The following is a 14,764-nucleotide window of genomic DNA, read 5'->3' as shown; positions in this document are numbered from 1 at the left end:
CCAGGCCTAGGGAAAAACCGGCCCCATGTGTGCCTCGGCACACTCTCCCGTCCCAGGTCAACGGCAAGTTGACGGGCGTTCGCGGGCGTGGTGGACTGCCGGAGCCATTACGGCGGCAGGAGAGGAAGCCGGTGCGAATCCGGCGCGGTCCCGCCACTGTCATCGAGGAGCGGGCTCCTCGGAAGCCAGGAACTCTCCCCGCCGGTCACGTCGAACCAGGGCGCGGACACCCTGAGTGAGGACATATCGCCATGCGCGGCCGCCCGTTGCCGGTTCCTGTGCCCCTGTCTGTTCCCCTCCACGTACCGGCCGGCTGAACCGGTGCGTGCCGATCGCGACTTCGCGTACGGCGCCGCCGCCGGCCTCCTCGGTGATCTGTTCCTCGGCGATCCTCGTCGCGGGCACCCGGTCGCCGCGTTCGGGCGGGCCGCCGGCGCCGTCGAGCGTGTGCTGTGGCGTGACCACCGCGGGTGGGGCGCCCTGCATGCCGTGGTGTGTGCCGGGGGTGCGGCCGGTGCCGCCGCCCTGGTCTCCTCTCTCGTACGTGACTCCCGCGCCGCATCCGTCGCGCTGACCGCGGCCAGCACCTGGGCCGTGGTCGGCGGGACCTCCCTCGGACGTGAGGCGCGGGCCATCGGCGGGGCGCTCGCCGCCGGGGACGTCGAGGTGGCACGGGAGCGGCTGCCGCATCTGTGCGGGCGCGATCCGCAGGCGCTGGACGCCGACGGCATCGCGCGTGCCGTGGTCGAGTCCGTCGCCGAGAACACCTCCGACGCGGTGGTGGGGGCCTTGGTGTGGGGGGCTCTGGGCGGGGTCCCCGGGCTTGTCGGCTTCCGGGCCGTGAACACGCTGGACGCCATGGTCGGGCACAAGTCCGCGAAGTACCGGCGCTACGGGTGGGCTTGTGCCCGCCTGGACGACGTACTGGGATGGCCGGGTGCCCGGCTCACCGCCGTCCTCGCGGCCGCGGCCGGGGACTCGCCGCGCGGTGCGCTGCGGGCCTGGCGTGACGATGCCGCCAAGCACCCGAGCCCCAACGCGGGGCCCGTCGAGGCCGCCTTCGCCGGGGCGTTGGGCGTGCGGCTCGGGGGGACTCTCTCGTACGCGGGGCGTGTCGAGCACCGGCCCGTCCTGAACGGGGAAGGGCGTCGCGTCGAAGTCGCCGACATCGAGCGGGCCGTGAAGCTGTCGCGGCGGGTGGGGCTGCTGACCCTGGGGGTCGCCGCGGCCGTGAGCACGATACGGAAAGGCAGGGCCTCATGAGTGGTGGACTGCTCGTCGCAGGGACCACGTCCGATGCGGGCAAGAGCGTCGTCACCGCCGGGATCTGCCGGTGGCTGGCCCGCAAGGGGGTCTCCGTCGCACCCTTCAAGGCACAGAACATGTCCCTCAACTCCTTCGTCACGCGCGAAGGTGCCGAGATCGGGCGCGCCCAGGCCATGCAGGCACAGGCCGCCCGGGTCGAGCCGAGCGCGCTGATGAACCCCGTACTGCTCAAGCCGGGCAGCGACCGCAGCAGCCAGGTCGTCCTGATGGGCAAGCCCGTGGGCGAGATGACCGCGCGGGGCTACCACGGCGGGCGGCAGGAAGCGCTGCTCTCCACCGTCGTGGGATGCCTGGAGGAACTTCGGGGCAGCTATGACGCCGTGATCTGCGAAGGCGCGGGCAGCCCCGCCGAGATCAATCTGCGGCGTACGGACATCGTGAACATGGGGATCGCGAGAGCCGCCCGCTTCCCCGTGGTCGTGGTGGGAGACATCGACCGCGGTGGCGTCTTCGCCTCCTTCTTCGGGACGACCGCGCTGCTCGGCGCCCAGGACCAGGAGCTGGTCGCCGGGTATCTCGTCAACAAGTTCCGGGGCGACGTCTCGCTGCTCGAACCCGGGCTCGACATGCTTCTCGAACTCACCGGACGGCGTACGTTCGGTGTGCTGCCGTTCCAGCACGGCCTCGGCATCGACGAGGAGGACGGCCTGCGGGTGTCCCTGCGGGGCGCCGTCAGGGAGTCCGTCGTCGCTCCCCCGGTCGGCGAGGACGTGCTGCGGGTCGCCGTCTGTGCCGTGCCGCTGATGTCGAACTTCACGGACGTGGACGCGCTGGCCGCCGAACCCGGCGTCGTCGTGCGGTTCGTGGACCGGGCCGACGAGCTCGTCGACGCCGATCTGGTGGTCGTGCCGGGGACGCGCGGGACGGTGCGCGCCCTTCAGTGGCTGCGCGAGCGCGGCCTCGCGGACGCCATCGCGCGGCGCGCCGCCGAGGGGCGTCCCGTGCTCGGGATCTGCGGTGGCTTCCAGGTGCTCGGCGAGCACATCGAGGACGACGTCGAGTCGCGGGCCGGAGCCGTGGACGGGCTCGGGCTGCTGCCCGTGCGCGTGCGCTTCGAGCGCGAGAAGACCCTCGCGCGGCCGGTCGGCGAGGCCCTCGGAGAACCCGTCGAGGGGTACGAGATCCACCACGGCGTCGCCCAAGTCCTGGGCGGAGAGCCCTTCTTGGACGGCTGCCGGGTCGGCGAGGTGTGGGGCACGCACTGGCACGGGTCGCTGGAGAGCGACGCGTTCCGGCGCCGCTTCCTCACCGAGGTCGCGCGGGCCGCCGGGCGCCGCTTCGTGCCCGCGCCCGACACCAGCTTCGGCGCGCTACGCGAGGAGCAGCTCGACCTGCTCGGTGACCTGATCGAGGAACACGCGGACACCGACGCCCTGTTCCGTCTGATCGAGACCGGCGCCCCGCCCGGCCTCCCCTTCATCCCACCGGGGGCACCCTCATGACCCTCCTGCCGCTGTCCCCTGCCCCGCCCCGCATCACGTAATGGAGGCCTTGTGAGTACCCCCTATCCGTTCACCGCTCTCGTCGGGCAGGACGACCTGCGGCTCGCCCTGCTGCTCAACGCCGTCTCGCCCGCCGTCGGCGGCGTGCTCGTGCGCGGGGAGAAGGGGACCGCCAAGTCCACCGCCGTGCGGGCCCTTTCCGCCCTTCTTCCGCAGGTGCCCGTCGTCGCCGGGTGCCGCTTCTCCTGCGATCCGGCCGCCCCCGACCCGGCCTGCCCGGACGGACCGCACGACGCGGGCGGGGCCGCCGTGCGCGACGCGCGGATGGTCGAGCTGCCCGTCGGCGCCTCCGAGGACCGTCTGGTCGGTGCGCTCGACATCGAGCGGGCGCTGTCCGAGGGCGTGAAGGCCTTCGAGCCCGGCCTGCTCGCCGACGCCCACCGCGGCATCCTCTACGTCGACGAAGTCAACCTGCTGCACGACCACTTGGTCGACCTGCTGCTCGACGCCGCCGCCATGGGCGCCTCGTACGTGGAGCGTGAGGGCGTGTCCGTGCGGCACGCCGCGCGGTTCCTGCTCGTGGGCACCATGAACCCCGAAGAGGGCGAACTGCGCCCGCAGTTGCTCGACCGGTTCGGGCTGACCGTCGAGGTCGCCGCGTCCCGCGAGACCGATCAGCGGGTCGAGGTCGTACGGCGGCGGCTCGCGTACGACGACGACGCCGAAGGCTTCGCCGCGCGGTGGCACGACGACGAGACCGCGCTGCGGGAGCGGATCGTCGCGGCGCGCGCGCTGCTCCCCCAAGTCCGGCTCGGTGACGGGGCGTTGCGGCAGATCGCCGCCACCTGCGCGGCCTTCGAGGTCGACGGGATGCGCGCGGACATCGTGATGGCGCGCACCGCGACGGCGCTCGCCGCCTGGGCGGGGCGCAGCGACGTGCTCGCCGAGGATGTGCGCCAGGCCGCTCTCCTCGCCCTTCCGCACCGGCGTCGGCGCAACCCCTTCGACGCTCCGGGGCTCGACGAGGACAAGCTCGACGACACGCTGGAGCAGGCCGGTGACGGCAGTGACACCGGGGGCGACGGGGACGACGACCCCGAGCCCGACGGCGACGGTCCCGGCGGGGGCGGGCAGCCGCCCCAGGGCGGCCCCGACGCCCCGGACACCCCTGACACGTCCGACGCCTCCGACGCGCCCGCCGACGACCGCCGGACCGGGCAGGACGACGACTCCTCCCCCGCCCAGGTCCCCGCGCAGGCCCCGGCCGGTGGCGGTGAGCAGCAGCCCGTGCAAGCCTCCGAGCCGTTCCGCACGAAGATGCTGACCGTGCCCGGCCTCGGCGAGGGTGCCGCGGGGCGGCGCTCCCGGGCGCGGACCGAGCACGGGCGGACCACCGGGGCCCGGCGGCCGCAAGGGGCGCTCACCAAGCTGCACCTGGCGGCGACCGTGCAGGCGGCCGCCCCGCACCAGCGGGCGCGCGGGCGCTCGGGGCGGGGGCTCGTCGTGCGGCGGGACGATCTGCGGCAGGCGACGCGCGAGGGGCGTGAGGGCAACCTCGTGCTCTTCGTCGTGGACGCCTCCGGGTCCATGGCCGCGCGGCAGCGGATGAGCGCCGTGAAGGGAGCAGTGCTCTCGCTGCTGCTCGACGCCTACCAGCGGCGGGACAAGGTCGGGCTCGTCACCTTCCGGGGGTCCGACGCCGAGGTGGCGCTGCCGCCCACCTCTTCCGTCGACGCGGCCGCCGCTCGCCTGGAGACGCTGCCCACGGGCGGGCGTACGCCGGTCGCCGCCGGGCTGCTCAAGGCGCACGACGTGCTGCGGGTCGAGCGGCTGCGGGACCCGGCGCGGCGTCCGCTGGTCGTGGTCGTCACGGACGGCCGGGCCACGGGAGGCGTGGAGCCGGTGGCCAGGGCGGGGCGTGCGGCGCGGCTCTTCGGGGCCGCGGGGATCGCTTCCGTGGTCGTCGACTGCGAGTCGGGGCACGTGCGGCTCGGGCTCGCGGGGCAGCTCGCGGGCGAGCTCGGCGGGACCGTCGTGACGCTGGACGAACTGCGGGCGGAGTCCATCGCCGGGCTCGTCAAGGACGTAACTGGAACTCGTATGAGGAGCGTGGCCTGATGCCTCAGGGACAGCCGAACGTGGTGCCGGACGACGGGCTGACCACGCGTCAGCGGCGCAACCGTCCGCTGGTGATGGTGCACACCGGGATCGGCAAGGGAAAGTCCACCGCCGCGTTCGGGATGGCGCTGCGGGCGTGGAATCAGGGGTGGCCCATCGGGGTCTTCCAGTTCGTGAAGTCGGCGAAGTGGAAGGTCGGCGAGGAGAACGCCCTCAAGGTGCTCGGGGCGTCCGACGAGGGCGGGTCCGTCACCTGGAACAAGATGGGCGAGGGCTGGTCGTGGATCCAGCGCGCGCCCGCCGAGGGCGAGCCGAGCCACGAGGACAAGGCCCGCGAGGGGTGGGAGCAGGTCAAGCGTGACCTCGCCGCCGAGACGTACCAGCTGTACGTGCTCGACGAGTTCGCCTATCTCCTGCACTGGGGGTGGATCGACGTGGACGAGGTGGTCGAGGTTCTCCGGAATCGTCCCGGGCACCAGCACGTCGTCATCACCGGGCGCTACGCACCCGAGGCCCTGGTCGAATTCGCCGATCTCGTCACCGACATGTCCAAGGTCAAGCACCCGATGGACGCCGGTCAGAAGGGCCAGAGGGGCATCGAGTGGTAGCTCGGCTTGTCGTTGCCGCGCCGTCTTCCGGGTGCGGCAAGACGACCGTGGCCACGGGTCTGATGGCCGCGTTCTCGGAGGCCGGGCTCGCGGTGTCCCCGCACAAGGTGGGGCCCGACTACATCGATCCCGGGTATCACGCGCTGGCCACGGGGCGCCCGGGGCGCAATCTCGACGCGTATCTGTGCGGGCCCGGGATGGTGGCGCCGCTGTTCAACCACGGGTCCCGCGGATGCGATCTCGCCGTGGTCGAGGGCGTCATGGGGATGTTCGACGGGGCCTCCGGGCAGGGTGAGCTCGCTTCCACCGCGCATGTGTCGAAGCTGCTCCGGGCGCCGGTGGTCCTGGTCGTCGACGCGTCCTCCCAGTCCCGCTCGGTCGCCGCGCTCGTGCACGGCTTCGCGTCCTGGGATCCCCAGGTGCGGATCGGGGGCGTGATCCTCAACAAGGTGGGGTCCGCGCGCCACGAGGAGTTGCTGCGGGACGCCCTGGAGGAGTCCGGGGTGCCGGTCCTCGGCGCGCTGGGGCGGGTGCAGCAGGTCAAGGCTCCCTCGCGGCATCTGGGGCTCGTCCCGGTGGCCGAGCGGCAGGCCGAGGCCGTCGAGTCTGTGGCCGCGCTGGCCTCCCGGGTGCGGGAGGGCTGCGACCTCGACGCGATCCTCGCGCTGGCGCGCAGTGCGCCCGCGATGACCGGTGAGACGTGGGATCCGGGTGCGGAGGCTCCGGGAACGCCGGAGGGGCTTGCGGGTCCACCGGACGGGCTCAAGGGCGACGGCAACGGCCGTCGGCCGGTCGTCGCCGTCGCCGGTGGGGCCGCCTTCTCCTTCTCCTACGCCGAGCACGCCGAGCTGCTCACCGCCGCGGGCGCCGACGTCGTGACCTTCGACCCGCTGCACGACGAGGAACTGCCGCCCGGTACCGCGGGGCTGATCATCGGCGGCGGGTTCCCCGAGGTGTACGCGCCCGAGCTCTCCGCCAACGAACCGCTGCGGAAGATCGTCGCCGAGCTGGCCCTGAGCGGGGCGCCCGTCGCCGCCGAGTGTGCCGGACTCCTCTACCTGACCCGGGAGTTGGACGGGAAGCCCATGTGCGGCGTGCTCGACGCCCGCTCGCGGATGTCCGAGCGGCTCACCCTCGGGTATCGCGAGGCCGTCGCCGTGTCGAGCAGTCCGCTCGCGGCCGTCGGGACCCGGATGCGCGGGCACGAGTTCCACCGCACCGTCGTCGAACCGGGCGCCGGTGCGGCTCCCGCCTGGGGTCTGCACTCGCCGGAACGACGCGTCGAAGGCTTCGTGCAGCAGGGTGTGCACGCGAGCTATCTGCACACGCACTGGGCCGCCGAACCCGGTGTCGCCCGGCGGTTCGTGGAGAGGTGCGGGGGATGAGCAGGGGGCCGGTGGGGGCCGGGCCGCGGGACGGGGCGTCGTGACCGCGGTGCACGCCGTGGCCTCACTCCGCGATGCCCACCACCAGCCAGATGAAGGCCGCCCCCGCCACCGTGCACAGCAGCGTCGAGCGCGCCGGGTGCTCGTGGTGGGCCTCCGGCAGGATCTCCGCGGCGGCCAGGTAGAGCAGCGCGCCGCCGAAGAAGCCGAGATATCCGCCGAGAAGTTGCTCCGGAATGGTGAACAGGAGCGTCGACGCCGCGCCCGCCACCGGGGCCACCGCGTCCGCGAAGAGCATCGCGAGGGCCTTGCGGCGGGCGTTCCCGTACAGGCTGGTGAGCGTGTACGTGTTGAACCCGTCCGCGAAGTCATGGGCGATGACCGCGACGGCCACCGCGACGCCCATGCCGCCGCCCACCTGGAAGGCGGCGCCGATGGCGACGCCGTCCATGGCGCTGTGGCCGACCATCGCGGCGGCGGCCGTGAGGCCCACCTGCGGGACTCGGCCGTTCGTGTGCTCGTCCGCCCCGTGGGCCGCGTGGCGCCCCGCGAGGAGGTGCTCCACCAGGTGCGCGGTGAGGAAGCCCGCGACGAACAGGAGCAGCGCGGCGGGTACGCCGAAGACCGGGCCGCCCGCCGCCTCCAGCGCCTCCGGCAGCAGGTCGAGGCCGACCACGCCGAGCATCAGGCCGCCCGCGAGCCCGAGGACGAGGTGGCGCCGGTCAGTGACCCGCTGGGCCGTCCAGCCGCCCACCAGAGTCATCACAAAGGCGCCGAGCGCCACGAACACCGCCATGCGCCCTTGCTAGCCGATTCACCCCCTGCCCCGCACATCCACATCGGGCGCGCCGCCGCTGCCGAAGGGCCGGAGGCCGCCTCATGATCACTGCCATCGGTACGGGGACGGGGGCGCCGCTCGACGCATCGGCCATCGACGCGTTGCGCGCCGCGGGGCTCGTCGTGGGGGCCGGGCGGCGCATCGAAGCGGCTCGATTGCTGCCTGGGGCGGGCGGGGCGGCGGAGGGCAGCGGTGTCGTCGTGCCCGCCTCCGGGGACCCCGGGTCCTTCGGGATCGTACGGGCGTTCGCCGAGCGGTTCGGGCCCGCCGAACTGGACATCCGGCCCGGCGTCTCGTCGCCGGGCGGGCACGAGGAGGGCTTCGTGGCGGACTTTGCGGCGGACTTCGTGGAGGACTTCGTGGTGGGCGTCGGTGCGGGCAAAGGGGTGCCCGCCGAGGAAGTCGTCGGACTCGTCGAAGACACCCTGCGGGACGCGGGGATCTCCCCCGCCTCCGTCACCGCGCTGGCGACCGTCGACACGAAGGCCGCGGAACCCGGAGTCGTCGGGGCGGCGGCGCGGCTCGGGGTGCCGGTCGTGACGTACACGGCCGACCAGTTGGCCGGTGTCGACGTGCCCAACCCCTCCGCCGCACCGCTCTCCGCCGTGGGTACGCCCTCGGTGGCGGAGGCCGCCGCACTGCTGCTCGGCGGCGGTGAACTCGTCGTGCCGAAGCGGAAGTCGGCGCCGGAAGGCCGGGCGTCCATGGCGACCTGCGCGGTCGTGCGCCGCTCGTACCAGGCGCCGCTCACGTCGGCGCCTCCTCAGGATCTGAACGGAACAGGCACAGCAATCAAGGAGTCCGAGTGACCACCCCGCCCGCACTGCTCATCGCCGGCCACGGCACCCGGGACGAGGCCGGGGCGGCCGCCTTCCGGGACTTCGTGCAGGAGCTCGCCCGCCGCAACCCCGGACTCCCGGTCGCCGGCGGCTTCGTCGAACCGTCGCCCCCGCCGCTGGGAGACGCGGTCAGCGACCTCGTCGGGCAGGGCGCGAAACGTATCGCGGCCGTCCCGCTGACGCTGGTGCCCGCCGAACACGCCGATCACGCCAGGCACGCCCAGCACGCCCAGCACGCCCAGCACGCCAAAGGCGGCATCCCCGAGGCGCTCGCCCGCGAGAAAGAACGCCACCCCGGCACCTCGTACGTCTGCGGCCGCCCCTTGGGCCCGCACCCCTCTCTCCTGAAGGTCCTCGGCCGCCGCCTCGACGAGGCGCTCGGCGGCCCGGCCCGCACGCCCCAGGACCGCGCGGACGTCACGGTCCTGCTCGTGGCCCCCGGTTCGACCGACCCGGAGGCCAACGCCGAGGTCCACAGGGCGGCCCGGCTGCTGTGGGAGGGGCGCGGTTACGCGGGTGTGGAGACGGCGTTCGTGTCGCTCGCGGCGCCGGACGTGCCGTCGGGCCTGGATCGCTGTGTGCTCCTGGGCGCGCGGCGGATCGTGGTCCTGCCCTACTTCCTCTTCACCGGCGCCCTGCCGGAGCGGCTCCTCCAGCAGACGGAGGGCTGGGCGGCGGCGCACCCCGAGGTCGAGGTGCTCCCGGCGGACGTGATCGGCCCCGAGGAGGAACTGCTCGACCTCGTCATGGAGCGCTACCGGGAGGCGGCCGGCGGTGACGTCACCCATGCGTCCGCACACTGACCACGACGGCGGGCCTGACCTGCGGCATCACGGGGATGCCGAGGTCCGGGACACCGCCGGCCTCACCGACCTCGCGGTGAACGTCCGCGCGGACACCCCGCCCGCCTGGCTGAAGCGGCACATCGCCGCATCGCTCGACGGCCTCGCCGCGTATCCGGACGGCAGGGCGGCGCGGGCGGCGGTGGCGGCCCGGCACGGCGTGGCGCCGGAGCGGGTACTGCTGACGTCGGGCGCGGCGGAGGCGTTCGTGCTCCTCGCGCGCGCCCTGAAGGTGCGTCAGCCCGTTGTGGTGCACCCGCAGTTCACCGAGCCGGAGGCTGCGCTGCGGGACGCGGGGCACATGGTGGGGCGGGTCCTGCTCCGGGAGGAGAACGGGTTCCGCCTCGCGGGGGCGACCGTTCCGGAGGAAGCCGACCTGGTCGTGATCGGCAACCCGACGAACCCGACGTCGGTCCTGCACCCGGCCGCCTCGATCGCCGAACTCGCCGGCCCCGGGCGGGTGTTGGTGGTGGACGAGGCGTTCATGGACGCGGTGCCCGGCGAGCGGGAGGCGCTGGCGGGCCGTACGGACGTACCGGGGCTCGTGGTGCTGCGGAGCCTGACCAAGACCTGGGGCCTCGCGGGGCTGCGGATCGGTTACGTCCTGTCCGACCCGGAGACGATCGAGACGCTGGCAGCGGCGCAGCCCTTGTGGCCGGTGTCCTCGCCTGCCCTCGCGGCGGCGGAGGCCTGCGTGACGCCTGCGGCGCTGGCCGAGGCGTCCGAGGCCGCGCTGCGGATCGCCGCCGACCGGACCTATCTCCTGCGTGGGCTGAGGGAGTTCACCCCCTGCGGAGTGCGGGCCGTGGAGGACGCCGAGGGTTCCTTCATCCTGCTCCGGGCCCCCGAGGCCCCGGCTCTCCGCGAACGCCTGCGGGAGCGGGGCTTCGCCTTGCGGCGCGGGGACACGTTCCCGGGCCTCGGGGACGAGTGGCTCCGGGTGGCGGTGCGGGACCGGGGAACGACGGATCGGTTGCTGGGGGCGTTGAGGGCGGCGCTGGTGGAGGGCTGAGAATTCCCTCTCCCCAGCCTCGCCCCAACACCGCCTCTCCCCGGGAACCCGCTGAAGGACTCAGCCCCTGCGCACCCGCCGGGCCATGAGGACCGCTGCCCCGCCCCCGGCGAGCAACAGCACTCCGCCACCCAGCAGGTACGGAGTGGCCCAGTTCCCGCCGGTCTCGGCGAGGTTCGCCTCGGCGGGCTTCTCCGGCTTCGCGTCCACCGGCTTCTCCCCCGCGCCTCCCTGCGGCTTCACCGGGGGCGAGGGCTCCGGCTTGGCGGCCGCCGCCGGCGTCTCGCACGACGCACCCGCGAGCGTCAGCGTGCCCTCCACCTCGGCGACATTCAGCTTCAGCGGGTTCACGGACACCTTCAGCTCCAGGGCGGACGCCGCCGCCGTACGCGATGTCGTGTGCGTCTTCGACAGGTCGAGCCGCACCTCTCCGACCCCCGGCACCGCCACCTGGGTCGGGCCCCCCGCCGACAGCGTGACCTTCTTGCCGAGCACCGTCACGCCGCCCAGCAGATTCGCCTCGGCGACCGGCCGCTTACCCGCCGCGCAGACCGCCTTGGACGTCACCTGCTCGACCTCGATCAGGGACAGCAGGGGCAGGCCGGGCACATGCACCTTGGCCCGCGCGATGTTGCTGTACCCCTCCGCCTTCCCCTCCTCGACGGTCGCCTTCGCGGTGGCCACGTCCGCCCGCAGCACGCTGAACGCCTGGCCGCCGTTGACGCCGTCCAGCCTGGCGGTGAGCGCGGTCTTCTCGGCGCTCGCCGGCGCCTGCACTTCGTTGAGCGAGACCCGGAGCGGGACGTTCAGGGTCTTGTTGAGCAGGGACACGTCGAGCCCGGTGCGCAGCACGACGGCGTTCGCGCGGCCCTTGTCCCCGCCCGTGGCCGAGGCGGGGCCCGCGGTGGCGAGCGCCGCGGGTCCCGCGACGAGGGCCGTGGCGGTGGCGATCACACCGAGGCGGCGTGCGGGCAGGCGGAAGGCATTGCTGTTCAAGGTGGTGGAACCCCCACAAGAGTTACGGAGCCGCCAAAAGCGCCGCGCTTCGCTGGATGGGGACATCGCTTGAGCGCGGCACCGGCAACATCGACAGGGGGAATCTTTACGCACTGAGAGTGAATAGCCAGCGACGAAGCGTGAGTTCACTCCAAAGGGAGGTTTCCGCCCCTGCTTTCGAATCCTCCGGCACGGACGTTCCCACCAGCCCCCCGAGCAACTCCGTGGCTCGAACACATCGCTTGCCGCCCGGCTCATGGCCGAATGATGCCCAACGAAACAGAGGCCTCGCGCGTAACGCTCCGTCAATGTGAGTCCCCGCAGCGGCGCATGTGTCCGGTGCGGTCGTCGCGGGGGTGCCTCAGGAACACGACGGAGGTGGGCTACCCCACCACCCTCCCGTTCAGGACCACCCTCCGCGGGTTCCCCAACTCCCCCACGTCCTGGCGCGGATCGGCCCCGTACACCACCAGGTCCGCCGGTGCTCCCTCCACCAAGCCGGGGCGCCCCAGCCAGGACCTCGCTCCCCACGTGGTCGCCGAAAGCGCGTCCCGTGCCGGGATTCCTGCCAGCCTCAGCTCGGCCACCTCTGCGGCGACCAGGCCGTGGGCCAGCGAGCCTCCCGCGTCCGTGCCGGCGTACACGGGCACCCCCGCGTCGTACGCGGCCCGCACCGTGTCGTAGCGGCGCTCGTACAGGCGGCGCATGTGCCGTGACCACTTCGGGAACTTCGACTCGCCGCCGTCGGCCAGCTGCGGGAACGTCGCGATGTTCACCAGCGTCGGGACGATCGCGACGCCCCGCTCGGCGAAGAGCGGGATGGTCTCCTCGGTCAGGCCCGTGGCGTGCTCGATGCAGTCGATGCCCGCCTCCACCAGGTCCCGCAGCGAATCCTCGGCGAAGCAGTGCGCCGTGACCCGCGCGCCCAGGCGGTGCGCCTCGGCGATCGCCGCCTCCACCTCGGCCCGTGGCCAGCACGCCGTCAGGTCTCCCGCGTCGCGGTCGATCCAGTCGCCGACCAGCTTGACCCAGCCGTCGCCGCGCCTCGCCTCCTGGGCGACGTACGCGACGAGGTCGGAGGGCTCGATCTCGTGGGCGTAGTTGCGGATGTAGCGGCGTGTGCGCGCGATGTGGCGGCCCGCCCGGATGATCTTCGGGAGGTCCTCGCGGTCGTCGATCCAGCGGGTGTCCGACGGCGAGCCCGCGTCCCGGATCAGGAGCGCGCCGATCTCGCGGTCGGTCAGCGCCTGCTTCTCCGCCGTGGCCGCGTCCACCGGGCCGTGCGCGTCCAGGCCCACGTGGCAGTGCGCGTCGACCAGGCCGGGGAGCGTCCAGCCGTCGATCGTGACGTCCGGCGCCGCCGCCGGGCGGTCGTACGTCACCCTGCCCCCGACCACCCACAATTCGTCCCGGACCTCGTCCGGGCCGACCAGCACCCGACCCTTCACGTGCAGCACCGTGTGACGGCTGTGATCGCTCATGTGCAGCAGCTTAGGAGCCTGTCGGTACGCTCGGTCCGGCAGCCCGAACGAACTCGTGAGCGAAGTGAGCAGCGAAGTGAGCAGCACCGTGACGACGCATCCATTCCTTGACCTGGCCCCCTTGAGCGCCCAGCACTTCGCCTCCATCGAGGAGCGCGTCGCCGGGCTGCTCTCCACCTCGCAGGACGTCGTGATCATGCAGGGCGAGGCGCTGCTTCCCCTGGAGGGCTGCATCCGGGGAGCGGCGCGGCCCGGCACGACCGCGCTGAACGTCATCACCGGGCCCTACGGGCAGACCTTCGGGAACTGGCTGCGGGACTGCGGTGCGACCGTCGTCGATCTCGCCGTCCCCTTCCACACCGCCGTGACGGCGGAGCAGGTCCGCGAGGCGCTCGCCGCGCACCCCGAGATCGACTTCGTCTCGCTCGTCCACGCGGAGGCCGCCACCGGCAACACCAATCCCGTCGCCGAGATCGGTGAGGTGGTACGCGAGCACGGCGCCCTCTTCATGCTCGACGCCGTCGCATCGGTGGCCGCCGAGCCGCTGCTTCCGGACGCCTGGGGCGTGGACCTGTGCGTGATCGGCGCGCAGAAGGCGATGGGCGGCCCGGCGGGCGTCTCGGCCGTCTCCGTCAGCGAGCGGGCCTGGGCCCGCCTCGCCGCCAATCCACAGGCACCCCGCCGCTCCTACCTCTCCCTCCTCGACTGGAAGGAGCGGTGGATCGACGGCGGGCGCAAGGCGCTCCTTCACGCACCGGCCCAGCTGGAGATGCTCGCCCTCGAGGCGTGCGTGGAGCGCATCGAGGCGGAGGGGCTCGACGCGCTGATGGCGCGGCACGCCACCGCCGCCGCGGCGACCCGCGCGGGCGCGATCGCCCTGGGCGGCGGCCTGAGCCCGTACGTCCACGAGGCGCGGGACGCCGCTCCGGTCGCCACGACGCTGCGGGCCCCGGAGGGCGTCGACGCCTCGACGCTCGTCGCCAAGGCACTCGCGGCCGACCCGGTGCTTCCGCTGGTCGCCGGTGGCGGCGCGCTGGCCAAGGAGATGATCCGGGTGAACCACTACGGCCCTGACGCGACCCGCGGCGTCGTGCACGCCTCGCTCGCCGCACTGGGTGCCGCGATGGGCGAGGCCGGTCTCGCGGTCGACCTCGAAGCGGCGCGGCGAGCGGTGACGGCCGCCTGGCAGTAGGCGCCCCCGTCTTCCCGGTGGGCCCGAGTTCATGCGGCTTCGGGCCGCACCAAGCTCACAGCGAACAGCCGACGTCCGGGTGGGTGTCCATGGCAGCGTGACCGCCATGCCCACGCTCCCGGACGGCCGCCCTGTGCCCGACCCGACGGCGGGCGAGCCCGCGATGCTGGCGGACTGGCTCGACTTCCATCGCGCGACCCTGGCGGTCAAGTGTTCCGGGCTCGATGACGCACAGACCCGTATCGCTTCGGTCCCGTCCTCGTCGCTGACACTGCTCGGTCTCGTGCAGCATCTGGCCGAGGTGGAGCGGAACTGGTTCCAGCGCGTGCTCGCCGGGCGGGACGTGCCACCGGTGTACGGGGATCCGTCGGGCTTCGCCCTCGCCCCGGAGCGGACGTACGACCAGGCCCTGGCCGTGTGGCAGCGGGAGGTGTCGGTGAGCCGGGAGTTGTGCGAGGGACGTTCGCCGGACGACATCGGGCGGCTGAGCGAGCGGGAGGCGGCCGTCACGGGCGGCGCCGAGGTCAGCCTGCGCTGGATCCTGGTCCACCTCATCGAGGAGTACGCACGGCACAACGGTCACGCCGATCTCCTCAGGGAGGGAATCGACGGGTTGACGGGGCCGTAAATACTCTACGTAAATTCACGGACGCATTCCCACCGCTTCTTTATCCACTTTATCAGC

The 14,764-nt window shown here is 73.2% G+C and carries 12 protein-coding genes, 1 pseudogene and 1 riboswitch; of the genes and pseudogenes, 10 read left to right on the top strand and 3 right to left on the bottom strand.

Annotation, left to right across the window (positions count from 1 at the left end; translation table 11 throughout):
* The first annotated feature begins 82 nt into the window (after window positions 1-82).
* A riboswitch (cobalamin riboswitch) is annotated at window positions 83-216 on the top strand.
* Window positions 217-321: 105 nt separating this feature from the next.
* Genes M4V62_RS32190 through M4V62_RS32170 form a run of 5 tightly spaced genes read left to right on the top strand, consistent with a single transcriptional unit; the run spans window position 322 to window position 6,879 of the window.
* On the top strand, window positions 322-1,263 hold the full coding sequence (locus M4V62_RS32190; RefSeq protein ID WP_249590703.1) for a cobalamin biosynthesis protein: 942 nt from the start codon (window positions 322-324) through the stop codon (window positions 1,261-1,263).
* Window positions 1,260-2,768, top strand: a complete 1,509-nt coding sequence (locus tag M4V62_RS32185; RefSeq protein ID WP_249590702.1) for a cobyric acid synthase — start codon at window positions 1,260-1,262, stop codon at window positions 2,766-2,768. Before M4V62_RS32190 ends, M4V62_RS32185 begins: the two co-directional genes overlap by 4 nt.
* Window positions 2,769-2,819: 51 nt before the next feature.
* Window positions 2,820-4,886, top strand: a complete 2,067-nt coding sequence (locus M4V62_RS32180) for a putative cobaltochelatase (protein ID WP_249590701.1) — start codon at window positions 2,820-2,822, stop codon at window positions 4,884-4,886.
* On the top strand, window positions 4,886-5,494 hold the full coding sequence (cobO, locus tag M4V62_RS32175) for a cob(I)yrinic acid a,c-diamide adenosyltransferase (protein WP_249590700.1): 609 nt from the start codon (window positions 4,886-4,888) through the stop codon (window positions 5,492-5,494). The genes M4V62_RS32180 and cobO overlap by 1 nt, the downstream gene beginning before the upstream one ends.
* Window positions 5,488-6,879 (top strand): cobyrinic acid a,c-diamide synthase CobB, encoded by a 1,392-nt coding sequence (locus M4V62_RS32170; protein WP_249590699.1) that lies wholly within the window; start codon window positions 5,488-5,490, stop codon window positions 6,877-6,879. The genes cobO and M4V62_RS32170 overlap by 7 nt, the downstream gene beginning before the upstream one ends.
* Before the next feature lie 64 nt (window positions 6,880-6,943).
* On the opposite strand, the gene M4V62_RS32165 is transcribed toward M4V62_RS32170, so the two are convergent.
* Entirely contained in the window at window positions 6,944-7,675 is a 732-nt protein-coding gene (locus tag M4V62_RS32165) for a ZIP family metal transporter (protein WP_249590698.1), read from the bottom strand.
* A 401-nt stretch (window positions 7,676-8,076) separates the two neighbouring features.
* Between M4V62_RS32165 and M4V62_RS32160 the strand changes: the two are divergent.
* The 3 genes and pseudogenes from M4V62_RS32160 to cobC form a co-directional block, all read left to right on the top strand.
* Window positions 8,077-8,448, top strand: a pseudogene (locus M4V62_RS32160) (cobalamin biosynthesis protein); the annotation flags it as partial.
* Window positions 8,449-8,522: 74 nt separating this feature from the next.
* Window positions 8,523-9,359 carry a sirohydrochlorin chelatase gene (locus M4V62_RS32155; protein WP_249590697.1) on the top strand — a complete coding sequence of 279 codons (837 nt, stop codon included), beginning with the start codon at window positions 8,523-8,525 and terminating at the stop codon, window positions 9,357-9,359.
* Window positions 9,343-10,410: an Rv2231c family histidinol phosphate aminotransferase CobC gene (gene cobC / locus M4V62_RS32150; protein ID WP_249590696.1), complete on the top strand. Its 1,068-nt coding sequence runs from the start codon at window positions 9,343-9,345 to the stop codon at window positions 10,408-10,410. Before M4V62_RS32155 ends, cobC begins: the two co-directional genes overlap by 17 nt.
* A 60-nt stretch (window positions 10,411-10,470) precedes the next feature.
* On the opposite strand, the gene M4V62_RS32145 is transcribed toward cobC, so the two are convergent.
* Together M4V62_RS32145 and M4V62_RS32140 are read right to left on the bottom strand one after the other, a co-directional pair.
* A complete protein-coding gene (locus tag M4V62_RS32145) occupies window positions 10,471-11,406 on the bottom strand; it encodes an SCO1860 family LAETG-anchored protein (protein WP_249590695.1) in 936 nt (311 codons plus the stop codon).
* Between the two features lie 383 nt (window positions 11,407-11,789).
* Entirely contained in the window at window positions 11,790-12,887 is a 1,098-nt protein-coding gene (locus tag M4V62_RS32140; protein WP_249590694.1) for an amidohydrolase family protein, read from the bottom strand.
* Between the two features lie 55 nt (window positions 12,888-12,942).
* On the opposite strand from M4V62_RS32140, the gene M4V62_RS32135 reads away from it, so the two are divergent.
* On the top strand, window positions 12,943-14,079 hold the full coding sequence (locus M4V62_RS32135) for a pyridoxal-phosphate-dependent aminotransferase family protein (RefSeq protein WP_425575099.1): 1,137 nt from the start codon (window positions 12,943-12,945) through the stop codon (window positions 14,077-14,079).
* Window positions 14,080-14,185: 106 nt separating this feature from the next.
* Window positions 14,186-14,707: a DinB family protein gene (locus M4V62_RS32130; RefSeq protein WP_249590692.1), complete on the top strand. Its 522-nt coding sequence runs from the start codon at window positions 14,186-14,188 to the stop codon at window positions 14,705-14,707.
* Window positions 14,708-14,764 lie beyond the last annotated feature (57 nt).

Source organism: Streptomyces durmitorensis, assembly GCF_023498005.1.
Lineage (GTDB): Bacteria > Actinomycetota > Actinomycetes > Streptomycetales > Streptomycetaceae > Streptomyces > Streptomyces durmitorensis.
Note: the sequence above shows the minus strand (reverse complement) of the source record. Positions and strands in the feature narration are given on the sequence as shown.

Bases quoted from the DNA above. Each gene is read 5' to 3' on its own strand.
- M4V62_RS32185 (WP_249590702.1), top strand. From the start codon at position 1,260: ATGAGTGGTGGACTGCTCGTCGCAGGGACCACGTCCGATGCGGGCAAG.
- cobO (WP_249590700.1), top strand. From the start codon at position 4,886: ATGCCTCAGGGACAGCCGAACGTGGTGCCGGACGACGGGCTGACCACG.
- M4V62_RS32165 (WP_249590698.1), bottom strand. From the start codon at position 7,675: ATGGCGGTGTTCGTGGCGCTCGGCGCCTTTGTGATGACTCTGGTGGGC.
- cobC (WP_249590696.1), top strand. From the start codon at position 9,343: ATGCGTCCGCACACTGACCACGACGGCGGGCCTGACCTGCGGCATCAC.
- M4V62_RS32140 (WP_249590694.1), bottom strand. From the start codon at position 12,887: ATGAGCGATCACAGCCGTCACACGGTGCTGCACGTGAAGGGTCGGGTG.
- M4V62_RS32130 (WP_249590692.1), top strand. From the start codon at position 14,186: ATGCCCACGCTCCCGGACGGCCGCCCTGTGCCCGACCCGACGGCGGGC.